Annotated in this window: 14 protein-coding genes; 7 read left to right on the forward strand and 7 right to left on the reverse strand. The window is 46.5% G+C overall.

Going from position 1 to position 14,882, the window contains the following annotated elements; translation table 11 throughout:
• The first annotated feature begins 19 nt into the window (after positions 1-19).
• A complete protein-coding gene (locus GBV73_RS01000; protein WP_152878774.1) occupies positions 20-2,635 on the forward strand; it encodes an ATP-dependent helicase in 2,616 nt (871 codons plus the stop codon).
• A gap of 3 nt (positions 2,636-2,638) precedes the next feature.
• Here GBV73_RS01000 and GBV73_RS01005 read toward each other — a convergent pair whose 3' ends face one another.
• Positions 2,639-4,498 carry a prolyl oligopeptidase family serine peptidase gene (locus GBV73_RS01005; protein ID WP_152878790.1) on the reverse strand — a complete coding sequence of 620 codons (1,860 nt, stop codon included), beginning with the start codon at positions 4,496-4,498 and terminating at the stop codon, positions 2,639-2,641.
• Between the two features lie 96 nt (positions 4,499-4,594).
• Between GBV73_RS01005 and GBV73_RS01010 the strand changes: the two genes are divergently transcribed.
• Entirely contained in the window at positions 4,595-6,478 is a 1,884-nt protein-coding gene (locus tag GBV73_RS01010) for an ATP-binding cassette domain-containing protein (RefSeq protein WP_152878775.1), read from the forward strand.
• Between the two features lie 51 nt (positions 6,479-6,529).
• Positions 6,530-7,201 (forward strand): DUF4097 family beta strand repeat-containing protein, encoded by a 672-nt coding sequence (locus tag GBV73_RS01015; RefSeq protein WP_042698965.1) that lies wholly within the window; start codon positions 6,530-6,532, stop codon positions 7,199-7,201.
• Here GBV73_RS01015 and mrtA read toward each other — a convergent pair.
• A complete protein-coding gene (mrtA, locus tag GBV73_RS01020) occupies positions 7,188-7,793 on the reverse strand; it encodes a CPBP family archaeomyxosortase MrtA (RefSeq protein ID WP_042700581.1) in 606 nt (201 codons plus the stop codon). The genes GBV73_RS01015 and mrtA overlap by 14 nt on opposite strands.
• Positions 7,794-7,814: 21 nt before the next feature.
• Positions 7,815-8,729, reverse strand: coding sequence for a peptidylprolyl isomerase (locus GBV73_RS01025; RefSeq protein WP_225807111.1), 915 nt, complete (start codon positions 8,727-8,729; stop codon positions 7,815-7,817).
• Positions 8,730-8,847: 118 nt separating this feature from the next.
• Here GBV73_RS01025 and cysS point away from each other — a divergent pair, with 118 nt between their 5' ends.
• Positions 8,848-10,278 carry a cysteine--tRNA ligase gene (cysS, locus tag GBV73_RS01030; RefSeq protein WP_198011305.1) on the forward strand — a complete coding sequence of 477 codons (1,431 nt, stop codon included), beginning with the start codon at positions 8,848-8,850 and terminating at the stop codon, positions 10,276-10,278.
• On the opposite strand, the gene GBV73_RS01035 is transcribed toward cysS, so the two are convergent.
• Complete coding sequence (locus tag GBV73_RS01035) at positions 10,279-10,533, reverse strand: hypothetical protein (protein ID WP_152878777.1); 255 nt, start codon at positions 10,531-10,533, stop codon at positions 10,279-10,281. It lies immediately after the preceding gene.
• Positions 10,534-10,581: 48 nt separating this feature from the next.
• On the opposite strand from GBV73_RS01035, the gene GBV73_RS01040 reads away from it, so the two are divergent.
• Entirely contained in the window at positions 10,582-11,925 is a 1,344-nt protein-coding gene (locus GBV73_RS01040) for a M20/M25/M40 family metallo-hydrolase (RefSeq protein ID WP_152878778.1), read from the forward strand.
• On the opposite strand, the gene GBV73_RS01045 is transcribed toward GBV73_RS01040, so the two are convergent.
• The 3 genes from GBV73_RS01045 to GBV73_RS11255 are packed head-to-tail and all read right to left on the reverse strand — an operon-like array spanning position 11,926 to position 13,982.
• Positions 11,926-13,293 carry an ATP-binding protein gene (locus GBV73_RS01045; protein WP_152878779.1) on the reverse strand — a complete coding sequence of 456 codons (1,368 nt, stop codon included), beginning with the start codon at positions 13,291-13,293 and terminating at the stop codon, positions 11,926-11,928.
• A gap of 43 nt (positions 13,294-13,336) precedes the next feature.
• Positions 13,337-13,756, reverse strand: a complete 420-nt coding sequence (locus tag GBV73_RS11250; protein ID WP_232194537.1) for a hypothetical protein — start codon at positions 13,754-13,756, stop codon at positions 13,337-13,339.
• Between the two features lie 31 nt (positions 13,757-13,787).
• Positions 13,788-13,982: a hypothetical protein gene (locus tag GBV73_RS11255; RefSeq protein ID WP_232194538.1), complete on the reverse strand. Its 195-nt coding sequence runs from the start codon at positions 13,980-13,982 to the stop codon at positions 13,788-13,790.
• A gap of 160 nt (positions 13,983-14,142) precedes the next feature.
• Between GBV73_RS11255 and GBV73_RS01055 the strand changes: the two genes are divergently transcribed.
• Both GBV73_RS01055 and GBV73_RS01060 read left to right on the forward strand, forming a co-directional pair.
• The gene (locus tag GBV73_RS01055) at positions 14,143-14,322 is read left to right on the forward strand and encodes a hypothetical protein (protein WP_042698979.1); all 180 of its coding nucleotides are present in this window, start codon (positions 14,143-14,145) and stop codon (positions 14,320-14,322) included.
• A 4-nt stretch (positions 14,323-14,326) separates the two neighbouring features.
• The gene (locus GBV73_RS01060) at positions 14,327-14,878 is read left to right on the forward strand and encodes a hypothetical protein (protein ID WP_087035799.1); all 552 of its coding nucleotides are present in this window, start codon (positions 14,327-14,329) and stop codon (positions 14,876-14,878) included.
• Positions 14,879-14,882: the final 4 nt, after the last annotated feature.

Raw genomic sequence — 14,882 nt, forward strand, 5'->3', positions numbered from 1 at the left:
TAAAGGATTATCGAGGGCTATGATAAGGTTTGCGAGCAGGGAATACAGCGATGAGGAAATATACGCAATCCTTGACAGGCCTATCGGCGAGTGGTTTAGGCGTAAGTTTGGAACTTTTACTCCCCCTCAGAGATACGCGGTTGTTGAAATTCACAAGGGAGAAAATGTTCTTATATCCTCCCCAACAGGTAGTGGAAAAACCCTATCGGCTTTTCTTGCCGCAATAAACGAGCTTGTCCTCCTTGGAAAAGAGGGTAAGCTGGAAGATCAGATTTACGTTCTCTACGTTTCTCCGCTGAGGGCTTTGAACAACGATATAAGGAGGAACCTTGAGGAGCCGTTAAGTGAGATAAGGGAAGTTTATAGAGAACTTGGATATGAGCTGCCAGAGATAAGAGTGGCTGTGAGAACAAGCGATACCTCAAGCTATGAAAAGCAGAAGATGGTGAAAAAGCCGCCCCATATTTTAATAACCACCCCTGAAAGCCTGGCAATCGCCCTAAATGCTCCCAAGTTCAGTCAAAAACTTAAGACGGTTAAATATGTCATCGTCGATGAAGTCCACGCTCTGGCTGAGAACAAAAGGGGCACTCATTTGGCCTTAAGCCTCGAGAGACTTCAAAACCTTGCCGGAGATTTTGTTAGGATTGGACTAAGTGCTACAATTCATCCCCTTGAGGAAGTTGCCAAGTTCGTCTTTGGCTACAACGATGATGGAAGTCCAAGGCCGGGCATTATAGTTGATGTTAGCTTTGCAAAGCAGACTGAAATTAAGGTTGAGAGCGTTGTTGAAGACCTTGTTTACGCATCTGCAAATGAACTCAGTGAAGCCCTGTATAAAAGGCTTGACGAGCTTATAGAGCAGCACAGAACAACACTGATATTCACAAACACAAGAAGCGGTGCTGAAAGGGTTACATACCATCTCAGGAAGAAGTTTCCAAAATATGCCGAGTTAATTGAAGCTCACCATTCGAGTCTCTCCAGAGACGTCAGGCTTGAGGTGGAGGAGAAACTGAAAAGAGGAGAGCTTCGATGTGTTGTCAGCTCGACATCACTTGAGTTGGGGATTGATATTGGAACGATTGACCTCGTTGTCCTAATAGGTTCCCCAAAAAGCGTAAACAGGGCCCTGCAGCGTATAGGCAGAGCAGGCCATCGATTGCATGAAGTAAGCAAAGGAATTATCCTTGTTCTGGACAGGGATGACTTGGTGGAATGTACGGTTTTAGCCCATAACGCAAGGAATAGAAGGCTCGATAGAATAAAAATCCCCCAGAACGCGTTGGATGTCCTTGCACAGCACCTTCTTGGCATGGCTCTTGAAAGGGTCTGGGATATAAAGGAAGCATATTCCCTTGTTAGAAGGGCTTATCCATACCGCAACCTGAGTTTTGATGACTTTATGAGCGTTTTACGTTATCTTGCGGGAGAATATGCGGGCTTGGAGGAGAAGAATGTTTACGCAAAAATCTGGCTCGATGAGGAGGAAGGAAAGTTCGGCAAAAGAGGCAAAATGACGAGGGCGATCTACTATATGAACACCGGAACAATTCCGGATGAGGCAAAGATAGAAGTGTACACCCTTGATAAGAAGTTCATAGGAACCGTTGAGGAAGAGTTCGCCGAAAGGCTGATGCCCGGTGATATATTTGTTCTAGCTGGCAAGACGTATGAGTTCAGGAAATCACGGGGCAATAGAATATACGTTGTGCCGAAAGAAGGTGCAAAGCCCACTATTCCGGCATGGTTTTCTGAGATGCTGCCACTAAGCTTTGACTTAGCTTTGGACGTTCAGAGGTTTAGACGAGAAGTTAAAGGACTTTTAAACAACAGAAGGGCTAGGAGGTTCCTCATGAAAAAGTATCAAATCGATGAAAAAGCCGCAAAGGCAATTTTGGGGTATTTTAGGGAGCAGGAGAAGTATTCTATAATTCCAGATGATGAGGTTCTTTTAGTTGAAGAGGTCTTTGACGAGAAAAGGGTTAAGTACTTTTTCCACACGCTGATAGGAAGGAGGGCTAATGAAGCCATTAGCAGGGTCTTTGCATACCTCATCAGCAAAAAGAAGAAAACAAACGTGGGAATGGCAATAAGCGACAACGGATTCGTGCTGATACTCCCCAAGGAAAAGTCTCTAAGCGAAGAGGAAATTAAGGGACTGTTTCAGGTTGAGGACTTGAGGGAGACTTTAAAGAGGGCATTGGACAACACGGAGCTTTTGAAGAGAAGGTTTAGACACGTTGCCAACAGGGGATTGCTTATTCTCCGGAGGTACATGGGGAGGAAGAAGAGCCTGAGCCGGCAGCAGCTGAATGCGCAGACCCTGTTAAGGCTTCTCAAGAAGAACTATCCTGATTTTCCTCTGCTCAGAGAGGTCTACCGCGAGATAATGGAAGACAAAATGGACATAGAAAACGCGGAGCTCTTTTTGAGCTGGGTGAAAGAGGGGAAGATAAAAATTATCATTGAACACAACGAGCTTCCGAGTCCATTTGCGTTCAACCTTGAGGTAATCGGAGCGAGCGACGTTGTCCTCATGGAGGATAGACGAGAACTAATCAAGCAGCTGCACAGCAAGATTATGAAGCTGATAGGTGAAAAACAAATAAAAGAAGAGTCCAAAAACGCCTAGGCTCTAAACTTTAGTGCCTAATGTCTTGACAACGAAAGCGAGCAGGTCTGTCAGTTCTTTAATCCTCGTCTCTGGCGAGGCCCCCATGTGTCCGCTCTTTGTTTCCACCCTGAGGTAAACTGGAGCCCCGAGGTCTTTGAGCTTCTTTGCGAACTTGAGCGCATGTGCCGGGTGAACCCTGTCATCATGTAGCCCGGTGTAAATCAGTGTCGGCGGATACTTTTGGGGTTTGACGTTGTAGTAAGGAGAGTACTTGAGGAGGAATTCCCTGTCCTTGGGATCATCTGGATTTCCATACTCCGGAATCCACACACTTCCGATGTAGAGCTTATGGAAGCGAAGCATGTCTATAACGGGGTAGCCTATTAAAGCAGCGTCCATAACGTCCGGTCTCTGGACTAAAACTGCCGAAACCAGAAGCCCACCATTGCTTCTTCCCCAGGCGGCGACCTTATAGCCCTCTTTTTTGAGCTTCTCGAGGACTGCAATAAAGTCGTCAAAGACGTTCTGTTTGTTTTCCCTCATTCCAGCCCTGTGCCATTCCTCGCCGTATTCACTTCCTCCTCTAAGGTTCGCCATCGCGAAAGTTCCGCCCCGCTTTATGAACGGTATCGCATGTGGGAAGAACCTCGGCTTCAGAGCGATGTTAAAGCCACCGTATCCGAAGACCCATGCCTTCTTTTCATCCTTTTCTCCTTTTACGGTGAAGTAGTGCACCTTTGTTCCGTCCTTTGAGGTTGCAAAGTCTTCGCCCACCTTAAAGCTGCCCTCAACTTTGACCTCATCTATCAGTTCGAGTTTTTCCTTGAAGAGGTAGAGGCGGTAGGGAATTGTAAAGCTCTCATACCTCAATATCGCTTTTTCTCCGTCGGTGTCGAGGGGGTGAACCTGCCCGGGCATGTCAAATTTAATCTCCTCAATAAGCTCTCCGTCGAGTGTGAAGACCCTCAGCAGTGAAGATGCGTGCACCAGATAACCTGCGAGAATCTTGTCTCCGACGATTATTGCCCATTCCAGTGGGAAGTCACCTTCCGGGATAACCTCTTTTACGTTCCCGTTTTCAATGGCAATTACCTTGCCAAGTCCCTTTCCTTCCCTTGTGTAGATGTAGAGCTTTCCATCCACGTAGTCAATTGGATATGCTGGAACCTCGCTTGAATACACTTTTCTCCACTTTTCCGGCTCCTCGAGGGGACCAAAGTAAATCTCGCCCCTGTTCCACCCAAACGAGAGAGTTATCATTGCATAGTTACCACAGCTGCTCTTGTGGAGGCTCATAAAGTATCCTGAGCTTAACCCTTCTCCAAAGACCATTCTCTCTTCTCCGCCTTTTTTGAGGAAAATTCTCTCCGCAGGAGCATCAACTCCATCTGGTGTCTTCCCCTTTCTATAGAAGCGTGCGAAGTAATAACCATCATCGAGGAAAACGACGTTCCAGAGTGATGGTTTTATCTCTTCAATTACCTCGCCTTTCTCTAGGTCAATTATCCTTGTAATGCCCTCATCGGCTCCGCCTATTGAAAAGCTGTACGCTAATCTTTTTCCTTCTCTGTCTACAGTGAAGCTCTGCAGGAGAATTTCATCCTTCAGCTCCTCTTCAAGCTTCTTGGAATCAACTATAACTTCGTTTGTTTCGAGAATTTTTATAATCTGCCTGCCCTTCTCGTTTACCCTCACAAACGTTCCTCTATCTGTTATGCGTGCCTCTACAACGTTCGGGAGGTAATAGTAGTTCCTAACCTCTTCAATTAACTTATCCGGGAGGTCTCCAAGAAATTCTCTAAACCGGGCGTTTTCTTCGCTTATGAATTCTATCACTCTTTCATCGTTTAAGTTTTCCATCCACATATATGGGTCTTCCATAGTCATCACCGCTCAGATATATGCCTCAACGTTATTAAACGTATTGTTTCGCTCAACACTTAAATATCCTATTGCCTAAATATCTTGGGTGGTTGAATGATAATCCGGGGAAAAGTTGTCGGCAGTGAGGTTCCTAGGTTCAAGCACAGGTGGTTTGGGATTCTTGAGGTAGAAGCGGAGGAGAGATATAAGCTCTACATGAGCGGTATTGCTCAATGGTTTGTAACGGGGGATGAAGTGGAAATACACGTCAAGAACAAGCCCAAAAAAGACAATGTGCTTGACTTTGATGATTATGAGCTCTACAAGTTTTACGAAGGGGACAAAATAAAGGTCTGGCCCCTGTGGGAAAAGGAGTACGAAGCAAAGCGCTTTTCTCCCCTGACTGGAGAGCTTCTCTATACTTACAAAATCCGGGCGAGGGAAGCTACTTATGAGAGAGACTTTGAGGCAATAGCGGAGCTTGAGCAGTATCACTACGCATCACAAAAGGAGAAGGTTGCCCTATGGAGGTGTGAGAACAATCATATCTTCGAGGCAAACACGAAGCAACCCTGCCCGGTATGCGGAAGTGAAGACGTTCATATCCTTGAGATTAAGGGTTCCACTCCAGCATCGCGGTTTTTGCTCCTTGAGCTTGAAAACCGGGAGGAATATGAGCCCAGAATATTGGCATACGTTAGAGTTGACCCACCTATTCCACTGATGCACCGTCGCTTGCCTGATGGGAGGATAGAGAAGAACATACGGGAGAAAGTTTTTCCTGAGGAGTGGTTTAAACCCTCTTTCTGGCCGGAGAGAATCATGAAGGAGCTCTATGAGGAACTGAAGAAAAAGCATACAAAAAAGATTGCACGCCATTTGCTATGGGAGAAGGCTAAGTGGCAGGCTTTAAGAGAAAGCAACACGGCTGGAGCCAGAATAGCGAGGGTTGTTGTGCATCCCGACTACAGAAGCGATGGACTTGGACAGCTCAGCGTTAAAGCTGCCCTCGAGTGGATAAGCGAAAGAAGAATTCCCGAGATGAGAAAGAGAAAACACATTGTCGAGACTATAGCCCAGATGGCCCGCTTCAATCCGTTTTTTGAGAAAGTGGGGTTTAAGTTCCTCTGGGAAACCGCAAGCGGAAGACCCGTGCTCTTCTATCCCCTAACAGAGGAAGCAAAAGAATATATCGAAAGGTTCCTCAAAGAAGACCCCTATGCTCCTAAGGATGGAAGGCTGTGGAGGCCGAGCTATGGAAAGGTTGAGCCTTTGAAGGGGTCGATAGTGTTTAAAAACGTCAGCAAGGTGTTTGAGAGCGAGCTGGACATAAAGGGCCTTCCAGAGGAGATAAGGTTCCTTCTGGAAGCCTTTGGAGTTAGACATAGGGTAATACAGAGACCTGTTTTGAGAAACTTGAACTTTGAAGTCAAGCCCGGAGAGTTAGTTGCGGTGGTTGGGGCAAGTGGAGCTGGGAAGACGACTCTCATTAGGCTTCTCCTTGGTGCAGCACTTGGCTATTGGGAAGAAAAATACAGACCTACGAGTGGAGAGATTAAGGTGCCGGAGAACGTTAAGGTCTCAGCCCTACTGCCTGGAGAGCAGGAGCCTATCTTCGGTAGTGAAAGCATTTTGGAGCACGTTTACAGAAAAATAGGGGATTTAAATGCAGCCGTTGAAGTTCTAAACCGTTCTGGATTGAGTGATGCCGTTCTTTATAGGGCAAAGTTCAGTGAGCTCTCCACTGGCCAAAAGGAGAGGGCAAAGATAGCGTCTTTACTTGCGGAGAAGCCGAATCTTCTACTAATGGACGAATTTGCTGCTCATCTGGACACTCTCACCGCCATGAGGGTCGCCAAAAAGGTGAGTGAAATTCTAAGGGAAGCTGGCATAACAGCTTTGATAATAACCCACAGGCCGGAAGTAGTCAAAGCCCTCGATCCGGACAAAGTTCTTTTTGTGGGCTATGGAACCGCAAAGCTAACTGATCAGTTTTGACCACATTTTTCTTCTTATTTGACCACAGTATATTATATTGAGGTGATGAATATGATTGAAGTTGTTGAGAGGGAATATAAAGTGGGAGAAGGAACAAAGCTAAAGATCGGAAACATAAACGGAGCCATAAGAATTGAAGGCTACGAAGGTGAAACAATACAGCTGAAAGCCGAGAAAAAATGGGGACTTTTGGGTGCTGAGCCAAAAATAAAGGTCAAAAAAGAGGGAAATATGTTTACGATTAAAGTTGAACAGCAAAAGACCTTTGGTGTTGGCATTGGTGGGAGTTCTGTCAATTTCAATATCCGCGTGCCGAAAGGAGTTGAAATAGAAAAAGCTGGAAACGTTAACGGCGCAATATCCATAAAGAACGTTGAAAAAGCAGGGAAAATTAGCACTGTAAATGGGAGCATTTCCATAGAAAACACTTCTGCCGAAAAAATATCTGCTGTAAACGGTTCAATCACAGCTCTGCTGTCCCGTATAAACGATAACATCAAGATTTCCACGGTTAACGGAAGAATTGAAGCTTACATTCCAAAAGATGCCGATGCCGTAATTAAGGCCACGGCTGTCAATGGGAAAATAGATTCGGAAGTTCCGGGAGAGCTTTCGAAGCCTCCGTTCCATGGTCCAAAATCTTTTAACGCTGTTCTTGGAAACGGTAAATACGAGGTTGTGCTCTCTACTGTAAACGGTACCATTACTATCAAGTCCCTATAGTGCAGAGGACGTCAAAAACAACTGCCCCGGCCCAGTGGAGAAGGAAGCTCGGCAGAAAGCTTCCGCTCTTTAAATCTATTTTCGCAAAGATTATCCCCGCTATGAAGGAGTATGGAATTTCCAGCGGTGGTTTGCCTATGTGAACCAGGGTATAAGGGATGTTCTGGGCGATTATTCCAGCCCACTCGTTTTTCTCTGCCACGGGAAAGAGGAGAATTCCTCTGTAAAACCCCTCATGGGCAAACATGATGATGCCAATTAAGAGCTCCTTGAGGAGGAAGTCCTTCCAGGAGGAGTAGGCAAATATCGGGTAATAAGCCCTGAAGCTTTCCAGATGAGAGGCATAAATGCTTATGGGGAAGGAGAGGAGAAAGAGAGCAAATGCCCAAATATAACCTTCCCTTCGTCCTATTTTAAAGCCTAATTTATGAGGCTTGAAACCAAGCAGATAAGCGGCTATGAGGGGTATAACCACATAGAAGAGGGCGTCGTAGAATGCCCACTCGTGGATGTTTTCCCCTACTCGATAGTTGATCACAATGAGAAAGCCGGCAAGAACGTAGAGGAGGAGAACATTTCTCAAAGCCTTCACCAAATAAAAAAGATAAAGGGCTCACTCGTTCTTCTTTTTGCGTCCTTTGGAGGTCCTTCTCGTTCTTCTCTTGGTTGTTTTCTTCTCTTGTTTTTCGGCTTTTTCTTCTTTTACTGTCTCTGTTGTCTCCTCGGTTTCCTCTTTTGTTTCTTCGGCTTTTTCTTCTGTTTTCTCTTCTACTTCTTCTTTGGCCTCGGCTTCCTCGATTTCTTCCTCCATTTTGGCTTCTGGTGGCTTCAAGAGCTCTTCGACACTTGGCTTGAACTCGATCTTCTCATATCCTAGGAACTTGAGGTCGCTCTCAAGAAGGATTTCTCCTAGGACAAGGGTTCTTGGGTCTATTGCCTGCTCTCCGAAGTCTATTTTGACGTCGTTTTCACCTACTTCAATCTGCACTTTCTCAAAGTCTATCCTTGGGATTCTGAGCTCGATTAGGGCTTTCACTTTCTCTATTGGGTCGTCTATCTTTTCAAGTATCTCAACTTCATAAATAACGGTTTTCCCTGCGTATGGGTGGTTGAAGTCAACCCTAACCCTACCGCTTGAGACGCTTATTATTCTTCCTTTGAGCTTTGTTCCGCTGTCGGTCTCTATCTCCACGTCAAGTCCGGGGAATGGGTAGATGCCCTGCCTTCTGAACTGGCCGATTGTGAAGGTCTTTATGAGCTTTGGATCCCTCTTTCCGAATGCCTTCTCCGGTGGAAGCTCAATGGTGTGCTTCTTTCCAACTTCCAGACCTTCAAGAGCTTCATCGAGGCCCTTTATGACGTGTCCAGCTCCGACGGCAATTGGAACCGGTCCATAGATTCCCTTCTCGTTGTATATCCCGGCTTCCTTTGCAACATCTTCATAAGTGGTATCGAATATCTCTCCTGTTTCTTTTATCTTTCCGGTGTAGTGGAGCCTTATCACGTCTTTCTTCGCAACTTTCATAATCATAACCTCCTCTTTCCTTTTTTCAAAAACTGGTTTAGATTATGGAAGGGGGTTTTTAAGCTTTGCACTTGCCGGAAGCGATAATCTAATAAAAACTTCGAAGGACTCTTTCTGGGTGATTGGAGTGAAGGTTTACAACACAATGTCCGGGCAGAAGGAAGAGTTTAAGCCTTTGAGAGAAGGCGAGGTTAGAATGTACGTGTGTGGGCCGACTGTTTACGATTACACTCATCTCGGCCATGCGAGAACTTACGTGGCTTTTGACGTTATCAGGAGATACTTGGAGCATAAAGGCTACACCGTTCTAATGGTAATGAACTTCACCGATATAGACGATAAGATTATTAGAAGGGCAAATGAAACCGGGGAAGACCCAAAAGAGCTGGCTGAAAAGTTCTTGAAGCTCTTTCTTGAGGACATGAGGGCTTTGAAGGTAAAGCCTGCCGACATTTATCCAAGGGTAACGGAGCACATTCAGGATATAGTTGAATTCGTTAGGAAGCTTGAGGAAAAGGGCTATGCCTATGAGGGAAGTGATGGGGTCTATTTTGAGGTAAGGAAGTTCAAAGATTATGGAAAGCTCAGCAAGATAAAGCTCGATGACCTTGTCAAAGGCGCGCGTGTAGAACCCGGTGAGGGCAAGAAGAACCCCGAAGATTTTGCGCTTTGGAAGAAAGCCAAGCCCGGGGAACCCAAATGGGAAAGCCCCTGGGGTGAGGGAAGGCCTGGCTGGCATATAGAGTGCTCCACAATGAGCACCAAATACCTCGGCGAGCAGTTTGACATTCATGGTGGCGGCAACGATCTAATCTTCCCGCACCACGAAAACGAGATAGCTCAAACAGAGGCATGTACGGGCAAAGAATGGGTGCGCTACTGGCTTCACACGGGCTTTGTAATGGTCAAAGGAGAGAAAATGAGCAAAAGCCTCGGAAACTTTGTTACCATCAGGGAGCTCCTTCAGAGATACTCGCCTGAGGTCATCAGGTTCTTTGTCCTTCAGAAGCACTACCGCTCTCCGTTGGATTACACGGAAGAGGGAATCCAGCACGCGAAGAACAACCTTGAGAGGCTTTACAACACACTCGAAAACATAAGAATAGCCCTTGAAAAGGCAGAAACGCCGTTCAGATGGGACAAAGAGGAATTCGAGCTTTATGAAGTGGTGAGGGATGCAAGGAAGAAGTTCTACGAAGCAATGGACGACGACTTCAACACAGCCGAAGCTATGAAGCCAATATTCGAGGTGGCAAATGCCGTAAACAGGTATCTGGAGAGGGTTGAGAGGCCAAAGGAAAGCGTTCTCAGAAAAGCCCTTGAGTTCTTCAAGATGATAAGTGAGGTCTTCGGGATATTCGAGGACTACTTCAAAGAGGCTAAAGAAACAAAAGAGGAAGAGCTAATAGAGCTCTTAGTTGAAGTGAGAAGTGCACTTAGAAAACAGAAAAACTTTGAGCTGGCAGACAAAATAAGGAGCGAGCTCAGAGAGCTTGGTATCCAGCTTGAAGATACTCCTCAGGGGACAATATGGAAAAGAATAAACGTTTGATTACTCTTTTTTCTTTTTGAACTCTGCCAGGAGTTCTTTTGCTGCTTTTACCATTTCTTCAAGGCTTGCCTTATCGTGGGTTATGCCTATGGTTATCTTTGCGTTTGTGGTTGCGTAGGAGAAATACAGTGTGTTGCCCTTGCTCTCGGCAAAAAACTGCTCTACCGTTGTTTCTTCGTCCACTCCCTCATCTCCTTCTTCAGCCGCTATGACCTCGTTTGGTATGTCCTCAAAGAGCATTGGTTTTGGCTTCATTTTCACCACCGGCTATAGTTGGTGTGGAAATTCTTAAATATCATTTCGATGAATATCTTAATGGTGTTGTCTATGGATGTTGTTGAACTCCTTTCTGAACTGGTACGATTTGACACAACGAACGACCCGGCAAAAGGTATAAAACCCCCAAAGGACTGCCCGAAGTTTATAATGGAAACACTGTCCTCCTGGGGCATTGAAGCTGAGCTGATAGAAAAGGGCGGCTATTATGCAGTTTGTGGTGAAATCGGAAGTGGAAAGCCAAAGCTCCTCTTCATGGCCCACTTTGATGTAGTTCCCGTAAACAGAGAAGAGTGGGAAACCGAACCGTTTGAGCTAACCATTAAAGGCAACAGAGCATATGGGAGGGGAAGCGCCGATGACAAGGGAAACGTGGCTGCGATAATGTTCGCACTGAAGGAGCTCTCAAAAATGGAGTTTGAGGGGAAGATTCTGTTTGCCTTTACTGGGGATGAAGAAATTGGTGGAAAAATTGCAATGCACATTGCTGAAAAGCTGAAGAGCGAAAATAAACTTCCGGAATATATGATCAATGCAGACGGCATTGGCATGAAGCCCATAATACGCAGGAGAAAGGGGTTTGGCGTCACCATAAGCGTACCCTCTGAAAAAGTCAGGGTAAGGGGATTTCTAAAAGAGAGAACCTTTAAGATAAGCACCCCGGTTATTGAGACAAGGCACGCTGCTTATTTCCTTCCTGGAGTTGATACTCACCCGATGATAGCACTCTCGCACTTTTTGAGGAATTCAAACGTTTTGGCAGTCTCTCTTGAAGGAAAGTTCCTCAAAGGAAACGTTGTGCCGAGTGAGGTAACGCTCAAGTACCTTGAGCCGGGAGAAGGAGATGAAGTTGAAGCAGATATTGGCTTAACGAAGCTTTTAAAGGCGATAGTGCCTCTGGTGAGAGCGCCTATAAAGCCGGAAAAGTACAGCGACTATGGAGTATCGATAACGCCCAACCTCTATTCGTTTAATGGCGGTAAGCATGTTTTGAGGCTCGATATAAGGGCAATGAGCCATTCTCATGAAGACATCGAGACCACAATAAAGGAGGTTTTGGCTTTCAATATACCGGAAGCGGAAGTTACTGTAAGCAATAACGAGAAAGCCGGGTATCTCTTTACCCACCCGGAGGACGAGATAGTGAGGGCAATGCTTGAAACGCTTGAAAACTTTGGTGAGAAAGCCGAACCCGTAGAAGGGCCCGGGGCGGCGGATTCAAGGTTCTTCACGCCTTATGGGGTGAAGGCGATAGACTTTGGGCCGAAAGGGGGCAACATTCACGGGCCGAATGAGTACGTTGAGATAGACTCGCTCCGCAAGATGCCGGCACTCTACACTGAGGTGGCGAGGAGGTTATTGAGAGGATAGTCAGCGCCCTTTCTCTCTAACTTCGTTGAAATCCTCGAGGTCAAAGACGATGTAGCCCTCTTCCCTCAGGTTTTCCTTTCCTTCCACTCTCTTCCCGATCAGTCCGAAGTGGCTCCCAGATATTCCCGTGAGCTCCGCTTTTCTTTCAAGGTCTTTCAGGATCCCCCTCGCTTCCCTTTCGCTCAAGTTCTTCCACTTGGCCTCGAAAAACCCCGCTTCCCCGGTGATGCTGTTGAGGGCAACTAAGTCGATCTCCTCCCCCCTGTGCCACCATCTTCCGAGCTTTGTAAACCTGAAGGGCAGCTTTCCGAGACGGTTCATCCTTATTAGGAACTGTCCAGCAACGCTCTCGAAGACCTCGCCGAGGTAGCGGTTGAAGTCGCTCTGGAAATCCTCGAAGCTTATTGCTCCGATCTCTATGTCATCGCGGTAGGGGTAGACAAAGCGGAGCCAGAAGCAGTAGTAAAAGTCTTTCACCCTGTAAACGCCGCGCCCGCGCTTTCTCTGGTTTATCGGGTACTCCTTCTTCACGAGGTCGAGGGTCTCGAGGACTTTGAGATACTTTGGGAGGTTCGTCACAGCGACCCTTGTCTCATTAGCTATCTCCGTGAGCTTCGTCTTTCCGTCGTTTATGGCCTTCAGGATGTTGAGGTACGTAATCGGTTCCCTCAGCTCGTCTTTCAGCAACCTCTCGGCGTCTTCATAGAGGACGCTCACCTTATTGTAGAAGTTGTTCTCGATGTTTTTCTCCACTGGAAGAGAGTCATCGAAGTACTGGAAGTAAGCTGGAATTCCGTCTATAGTTCCATAGACCCTAACGAGCTCCTCCCAGCTGTAGCGTGGGAAAGCCTCCTTCAGGTGAAAGAATTCAAGAGGACAGAGCTTTATCTGGGCCGTCCTCCTGCCGTAGAGCGGGTTCTTGTAACTCATAAGGCTCTCCATCGTCGAGATCGAAGAGCCGAGCAGAGTGAGGAAAACCTTTGAGTCCTTCAGCACCTCATCCCAGATGTACTGAAACGTCGAGGGAATCCCCTTATCTTCCTCAACCCAGTAGGGGAACTCGTCTATTACGAAGGCTATCTTTCCGAACTCTTTTACTCTCTCAAAGAACTCTTCAAGATTCCTTGCCTCGATGAAGACGTTGAACTTCCTGTTGAACGCTTTTATGAGCCGTTCAAGCTCAAGCTCCATAGGCTCTTTTTTAGCTAAGAAGTAGAAGGCCTTCTTTCCATTTATGAACTGCTTCACGAGCTCGGTCTTTCCAATCCTTCTCCTGCCGTAGATGATGATGAGGTGAGCCTTGTCCTGGGCGTAAAGCTCCTCAAGTGCATGGAGCTCCTCTTCCCGATCAATGAATTTTAGTATCATGATATTTAATATCACGTTATTAATTTTAAGATTTTCGGCTGGTTTACCTTTCGGCAACCAGCCATCCCACGGGCAGGTGTTCGGCCCCGTTCTTCCACTTTTTGTAGGCCCTGTCCCACCGCTTCAGGAGTTCAGAGCGCTTTTTCTCATCTTTTATCTGCGCTACGTACTCCCGCGGTATGTATGCGAGGTAGTGCGGCAGGTTGGGCTCAAAGGTTCCACTCTCAACGATCCTTCCTCCGGCGCGCTCCACGAAGTCCTCCAGCTTTTCCAGCGGGAAGTAGTGCAGATCGTCCTTCTCGCCGAACAGGGCTTCGAATATCTCCTGCCTCAGGTTGTACAGTTCAAGGTGTGCCTTTTGGCGTTCGTTGTTTGCTATTGGGAGGGTCTCGGCTATGAAGATCCTCTCGGAAACGCGGAGCATCTCTGAGATGACTTTGACGATGGTTTCCTCGTTTTTCAAGCTTCTGACCCCGTGGACGATAACGGCTAGATCAAACGTTTTGAATGGAAAGGGCAGTTCTTTTGCGTCGAGTTTTATGGAGAGTATCCTGTGCTTCAGCCCCCGCTGCAGACGTTAGCCAGCGGGCTTTATCCACGGCAACTACTCTGCTGGTCTCACCAACGAGGTAAGCGAGCGGAACTGTTGTTATTGCATGGGCGCCACAGCCGGTTTCGAGGACGTTCATGCCCTCTTCTAGAGGCGCGAACCTGAGTACACGGAAGCGTTCGAGTATTTCAATATGCAACCAGTCGGGAGGCAAAGGCGGCTCGTTTCGGAGTGGAATTTTTGAAAGGACATCTGTACCTAATACTTAAAGCGTTAGATTTATATTTGACAATGTTGAATTGTCGGATGCGGGCGATAGGATAAACGTTGAGGGTGTCATAATAGAATACCAAGAAGGGGACGGGGGCATGGCGCCAGTTTATGCATTTTATAAGGTTCCCGTTTACTGGGAATACATTTATGCCACAAAGGTGAGGACTATAAACACTAATATACCAATATACGTAACACATGGGTGATACTATGAGGCTTGGGGTAAGGGATGCATTGTACCTTTTCATTATTTTTCTTTTGATTGCCCAGCTTTGGTCGGTCTCACGCGAAAACGAGCGTTTGAGAGAAGAACAGAAGAGTATAAAGGAAACTCTTGTGACTTCTCAGCTCACTCACGAAATTTTCGAGGTCAGGCATCATGCAAAACTCGTGAAAAGGCTTATGGACAGTCCTCAAAATAATAAATCAGAACTCGCCCTACTTATTGAGCTAAACAACACAAAATACTCCCTTTCAAAGCTGGAGATGAACGTAGATTACTTGGGGGCTTGGCTAGGATACGAAGATGGTACTCTGGCTCCCTCTGGCGGGGACTGCGTGAAGCTTCTTGATGTGGTGTACTCGTCCATCCAAAGCGGGAACATGACCAACAAAGATGTATCTCTCGTCAATAGGGGTATTGATGCGATCATGAACTTTACCTATGTTTATCCACCCACCTACGAGAACATCGTGAACGGGCTGAATGAAATGAACGGGAAGTGCAAACGGTTGCTTCAGGAGGCTAACAAAACAAACTAAAAAG

This window comes from Thermococcus sp. 101 C5 (assembly GCF_009372125.1).
GTDB lineage: Archaea > Methanobacteriota_B > Thermococci > Thermococcales > Thermococcaceae > Thermococcus_A > Thermococcus_A bergensis.

Coding starts and splice junctions, on each gene's coding strand:
- GBV73_RS01000 (WP_152878774.1), top strand. CDS start 20: ATGATAAGGTTTGCGAGCAGGGAATACAGCGATGAGGAAATATACGCA.
- GBV73_RS01005 (WP_152878790.1), bottom strand. CDS start 4,498: ATGGAAGACCCATATATGTGGATGGAAAACTTAAACGATGAAAGAGTG.
- GBV73_RS01010 (WP_152878775.1), top strand. CDS start 4,595: ATGATAATCCGGGGAAAAGTTGTCGGCAGTGAGGTTCCTAGGTTCAAG.
- GBV73_RS01015 (WP_042698965.1), top strand. CDS start 6,530: ATGATTGAAGTTGTTGAGAGGGAATATAAAGTGGGAGAAGGAACAAAG.
- GBV73_RS01035 (WP_152878777.1), bottom strand. CDS start 10,533: ATGAAGCCAAAACCAATGCTCTTTGAGGACATACCAAACGAGGTCATA.
- GBV73_RS01040 (WP_152878778.1), top strand. CDS start 10,582: ATGAATATCTTAATGGTGTTGTCTATGGATGTTGTTGAACTCCTTTCT.
- GBV73_RS01045 (WP_152878779.1), bottom strand. CDS start 13,293: ATGATACTAAAATTCATTGATCGGGAAGAGGAGCTCCATGCACTTGAG.
- GBV73_RS11255 (WP_232194538.1), bottom strand. CDS start 13,982: ATGAACGTCCTCGAAACCGGCTGTGGCGCCCATGCAATAACAACAGTT.
- GBV73_RS01060 (WP_087035799.1), top strand. CDS start 14,327: ATGAGGCTTGGGGTAAGGGATGCATTGTACCTTTTCATTATTTTTCTT.